Annotated in this window: 4 protein-coding genes; 2 read left to right on the top strand and 2 right to left on the bottom strand. The window is 57.6% G+C overall.

The window, feature by feature from the left end; genetic code table 11:
* Positions 1-1,286 (bottom strand): lysine 2,3-aminomutase (locus RI563_RS10860; RefSeq protein WP_310694405.1); only part of this gene is annotated, 1,286 nt, incomplete at its 3' end.
* Between the two features lie 325 nt (positions 1,287-1,611).
* Here RI563_RS10860 and rep point away from each other — a divergent pair.
* Positions 1,612-3,639 carry a DNA helicase Rep gene (rep, locus tag RI563_RS10855; protein WP_310694404.1) on the top strand — a complete coding sequence of 676 codons (2,028 nt, stop codon included), beginning with the start codon at positions 1,612-1,614 and terminating at the stop codon, positions 3,637-3,639.
* 257 nt (positions 3,640-3,896) lie between these two features.
* A complete protein-coding gene (locus RI563_RS10850) occupies positions 3,897-4,919 on the top strand; it encodes an IS110 family transposase (protein WP_310694403.1) in 1,023 nt (340 codons plus the stop codon).
* A 109-nt stretch (positions 4,920-5,028) separates the two neighbouring features.
* On the opposite strand, the gene RI563_RS10845 is transcribed toward RI563_RS10850, so the two are convergent.
* A partial coding sequence (locus tag RI563_RS10845; protein WP_310694402.1) for a hypothetical protein occupies positions 5,029-5,222 on the bottom strand: 194 nt, incomplete at its 5' end.

The raw sequence follows: 5,222 nt of genomic DNA, 5'->3' as shown, positions 1-5,222 counted from the left end.
AGCCAGGTGGCATTTTCATCGTACTGCGCGAAGAAAGGACGCTGGACCCAGTCGGGGTTACGGGCCTGGATGAAGCGCAGGACAAAGACTTTCTCGCCGTTGATTTCAGTGACCCCCTGGATCTCCACCTTGCCGGGGCCGGCGCTCATGGAGGGGCCGCGCGCGGTACGACCCAGGCCGGAGACCTGTTGCATCGCCTCGCGGTAGATCGCCCAGGCGCGGGCCAGTGGCACCTCGAAGTACTGCTTCGCCCCGGTGTCGCGCTCGACGAACATGTAATAGGGCACCACGCCCAGCCGGACCTGTTCGCGCCACATATCGGCCCAGATCTGCGGGTCGTCATTGATATGCCGCAGCAAGGGCGCCTGGGTGCGGATCACCGTGCCGGTATCACGTATGCGGCGGATCGCCTCGCGTGCGATGTCTGTATCCATCTCCTGCCAGTGATTGAAGTGCGCCATCAGGGCCACATGTTTACCCGCCCGGGTCAGCCGCGACAACAGTTCCAGCAACTCATCGGCATCTTCGTCGGTAACATAGCGCTGCGGCCAGAAAGTCAGTGACTTGGTGCCGATACGGATGGTCTGAATGTGATCGAACTGCGGCTGCATCAGCGGCTCGAGATAGTTCACCAGATGCTGGGTTTTCATCACCATGGGATCACCCCCGGTGACCAGCAGATCACTGATGTTTTGATGCTGCTTCAGATAGGCATGCAGGTGATCGGCTTCTTTGGCCGAGAAGCGCAGTTCCTTGTCGCCGATAAACTGCGCCCAGCGGAAACAAAAAGAACAATAGGAATGGCAGACCTGGCCCTGGCTGGGGAAAAACAGAAGCGTCTCGCGATATTTGTGCTGGATGCCGTCCAGAGTCTGCTCATCCAGTTGCGGGACATTCAGCAACTGCTGGCCGGCCGGATGGGGATTGAGTCCAGCCCGTATCGTATTGGCCACGGCCTGAATTTGTGCCCGATCTTCGCTGCGCACCGCCTCGGCCATGCGCTGGAAATCGGCTTCAGCAAGCATGCCACGCTGCGGGAAGGTCAGCTGAAAAACCGGATCGGCCGGGATATTGTTCCAGTCGATCAGCTCGTCGATCACATACTGATTGACACGAAACGGCAGCACGCTGGCAACCACGCGCATTTCGAAGCGCTGCTGTTCGGTCAGTTTTTTCAACGGTGCGATCTTGTCCAGGTGCCGCTCGGTATACACCAGAAAGCGGCGTGGCTCGAACGGCTCTTCGGCAAACGCCCGCTCTTCGGGCAGTGGCATTACGCTGGTCATTTCAGTCTCCAGAATCCGGACAGCCTGCTCGTCGCAAAGACACGACCGCCCCGCGGGGCGGGGCAGACATAAGGGGACGAAGAGCGGATTGTGCGCCGGCAGTGTTGCCGACCTGCAGACAGGCTGACTTTAATACAAACAGTTTTACATCCTAACACGCCCGGCCTTTTGGAACAATGAAGGCATAGGGAAATAACCTATATTAAACAATAACTTGCATCACTCGACGGTATCCGTGCGCTGCGCTATCCGGGCCCGAATGTCAATATCGACCGCGCCGACCGCCCCCACTACAATGTCCGCTCAGCAGGAGTTGTCAGCGTTCATGTCCACGATTCTCAATCCCCGACAAAACCAGGCCGTGCGCCACATCGACGGACCGTGCCTGGTGCTGGCCGGGGCCGGCAGTGGCAAGACCCGGGTTATCACCCACAAGATCGCCTATCTGATCCAGGGCTGCGCCATCGATGCGCGCCATATCGCCGCGGTCACCTTCACCAACAAGGCAGCGCGGGAGATGAAAGAGCGAGTCGGCAAGCTGCTGCGCGGCGATGCCGGCAAGGGGCTGCGGGTCTCCACCTTCCATACCCTGGGACTGGATATTCTGCGTCGCGAATACAAGGCGCTGGAGTACAAAGCCGGCTTTTCCATTTACGACAGCGCTGACAGTACCCATCTGCTCAAGGAGCTGATGAAGCGCTCCTTCGGCGATGACGGTGGCCAGGCCGAACGCATGTTGTGGCAGATTTCCCGCTGGAAAAGCGAGTTCATCCTGCCCGAACAGGCGCTGCAGCTGGCGGATGGCGATGCGAATAAAACGGCGGCGGCCCTGCTGTACGAACAGTACCGTCATTACCTGAAGACCTACAACGCGGTCGACTTCGACGATCTGATCATGCTGCCGGTGATCCTGTTTCGCGAACACCCCGAGATACTCGAGCGCTGGCAGAACCGCATTCGCCATCTGCTGGTGGACGAATACCAGGATACCAACTCCACCCAGTACGAACTGGTCAAGCAACTGTGCGGCGTGCGCGGCAATCTGACCGTGGTCGGCGACGACGATCAGTCCATCTATGCCTGGCGCGGCGCCCAGCCGGAGAACCTGTCGCTGTTGCAGCAGGACTATCCCAACCTGAAGGTGATCAAGCTGGAGCAGAACTACCGCTCCACCGGCTGCATTCTCAAGGCCGCCAATCGGCTGATCGCCAGCAACCCGCATATCTTCGAAAAGCGGTTATGGAGCGAGCTGGGTTACGGCGATCCGATCCGGGTGATTCGCACCCGCCACGATCAGCACGAGGCGGAGCAGGTGGTCTCGGAGATCATGCATCACATGTTCGTACAGCGTACGCAGTATGCCGATTACGCCATTCTCTATCGCGGCAACCACCAGTCGCGGCTGTTCGAACAGGCCTTGCGCGAACACGATATTCCCTATTATCTGAGCGGTGGCACCTCGTTTTTCGCTTATACCGAGATCAAGGACATCATGTCCTATCTCAAGCTGATCACGAATCCGGATGATGACAACGCCTTTCGCCGGATTATCAACACCCCGCGTCGTGAGCTCGGCCCCGCAACGTTAGAGAAGCTGACCGACTACGCCATGAATCGTGGCCACAGCCTGTTCGTGTCTGCCATGGAGTTCGGCCTGAGCCAGGTACTGAGCGATCGGGCCACCGAGAAGCTGCAACGCTTCTGCCACTGGATCCTGGATCTGCAACATCAGGCGGAGGGTGACGCCCCCGCCTCGGTGGTCAAACGACTCATCGTCGATATCGACTACGAGCGCTATCTGCTGGATAACAGCCGCGACGAGATCATCGCCGAGCGCAAGCTGGAAAACGTCAACGAACTGGCCAACTGGTTCGAACGCCTGGCCAAGGCCAATCCGGACGCCTCACTTAATGAACTGGTGACGAAACTGACACTGCTCGACACGCTGGATCGCAATGAGGAAGACGAACGCGGCAACCGGGTGCACCTGATGACGTTGCATGCCGCCAAGGGGCTGGAGTTTCCCCATGTCTATCTGGTGGGCATGGAGGAGATGCTGCTGCCCCATCGCAGCAGTATCGAGGAGGAGAGCCTGGAAGAGGAGCGCCGCCTCGCCTATGTCGGCATCACCCGTGCCCAGAAAACCCTGACCTTCACCTACGCCAACCAGCGCAAGCGCCACGGCGAAATGCAGGAGTGCAGCCCGAGCCGGTTTATCGACGAGTTACCGGACGAGGATCTCAAATGGTCCGGCGAAGGCGTGGAGATGGATCCCGAAGAGCGTCAGCAGCGCGGCCAGGCGCATCTGGCCAACCTGCGCAGCATGCTACTTACAGGGACGAGTGACGAGTGACAAGGGACGAGTAACGAGAGACGAGGCAAAGAAAAAGCCAGGAAATGCCCGATACCGCGGAGTTTATGCCCGCAGAGTGCTATATCGAGCCTACCTACTCAGTTCTCAAATCAGTAGGGCACGCTTCTGCGTGAAATTATGGGGAGGCGATTGACGTACAGGGATAATGGTATGGACCCACTCCACTTCCAAACCGGCCTCAAGCGGGCCAAAATGGAATTTCTACCAACCATTTAACAGAAGCGGAGTGGATCAATATGAAGATTACAACAATTGGCCTGGATATCGCAAAAGCTGTTTTTCATCTTGTCGCCGTAAATCACACAGGACGGTTTATCAAAAAGAAGCAACTAAAGCGGAAGGCGGTTTTGGCGTATACGGCAAGGCTTGAGGCGTGCACCATCGTTATGGAGGCCTGTGGGGGCGCCAACTACTGGGCAAGAGAATTTATCGCGCAGGGGCACGAGGTCAAGTTAATTGCCCCGCAATATGTGAAGCCTTACCTCAAAGGCAATAAGAATGACTACAATGATGCCGAGGCGATCGCCGAAGCCGCCCAGCGGCCCAACATGCGGTTCGTGCCTATCAAGGGGGTGGAGCAGCAGGATGTACAGAACTTCCACCGTCAGCGCGAGCGTCTTAAAGGGGAGCGTACCGCCCTGGTAAACCAGATTCGGGGACTTTTAGCGGAATATGGACTCGTGATCAACAAAGGCGTTGCGGCGGTCCGCGCCGCGTTACCGGGTATACTGGAAGACGCGGAGAATGGCCTGACACCGCTATCGAGAGAGCTGTTTGCCGAGCTCCTTGAAGAGCTGCGGGCACTGGATGAGCGCTTTAAGCGCTGTGAACAGCGTATCCAGGCGGTTAATCGGGACAATGAGGTGTGTCAACGCCTGGATGAGGTCCTGGGGATTGGCGCCATCACCGCCAGCGCCACCTATGCGGCAGCGGGAAATGGCAAGGATTTCGTGAATGGTCGTCACTTCTCAGCCTGGCTGGGGTTGGTGCCAGGGCAGCATTCGAGTGGTGGCAAACCGGTATTGCTTGGCATCAGTAAACGCGGCAATGCCTACCTGAGAACGCTGTTTATTCATGGCGCCCGAGCGGTCTTACGGCATTCGGCGCAGAAAGAGGATCGCTTCAGCCGATGGGCTCAAGCTGTCCTGGCACGCCGGGGGCACAATCGAGCTTGTGTCGCCGTCGCCAACAAGATGGCCCGGATCGCCTGGGTAGTGATGGCCAAGGGTGAGCGCTATCGCACGGCCACAGCGGCCTGAGCGTGAAAGGCACACCGGGCATAAGCGCACTTTAGCGTCTGCCTATTGAGCAAGAGAAAGACCCTTTACTTCAGTTGCAAAAGACAAGTTGATAGGATGGTGAGACAGGTCAGACCGGCTCATTCAAAACCTTTTTAGTACACGGGCCACCGCGAAGGCCGTAGGGATGATGAGGAGGATGAGCGCAGATAACCATCGGGGCCAGGAAGCAAAAATCTTCCACAAACAGGCCGGATATATGAGAGCAATGATTTTCTCTCACATCAGTGATCAAATGTCTTGCAAACGGAGTGGGTCCATATA

Origin of the sequence: Thiohalophilus sp. (assembly GCF_031581315.1) — a bacterium.
Classification (GTDB): domain Bacteria; phylum Pseudomonadota; class Gammaproteobacteria; order UBA6429; family Thiohalophilaceae; genus Thiohalophilus.
This window is presented reverse-complemented; position numbering and strand designations above follow the sequence as displayed.

What these genes read in the sequence shown, in the direction of transcription:
- RI563_RS10850 (WP_310694403.1), top strand. Translation starts at nt 3,897, where the DNA reads ATGAAGATTACAACAATTGGCCTGGATATCGCAAAAGCTGTTTTTCAT.
- rep (WP_310694404.1), top strand. Translation starts at nt 1,612, where the DNA reads ATGTCCACGATTCTCAATCCCCGACAAAACCAGGCCGTGCGCCACATC.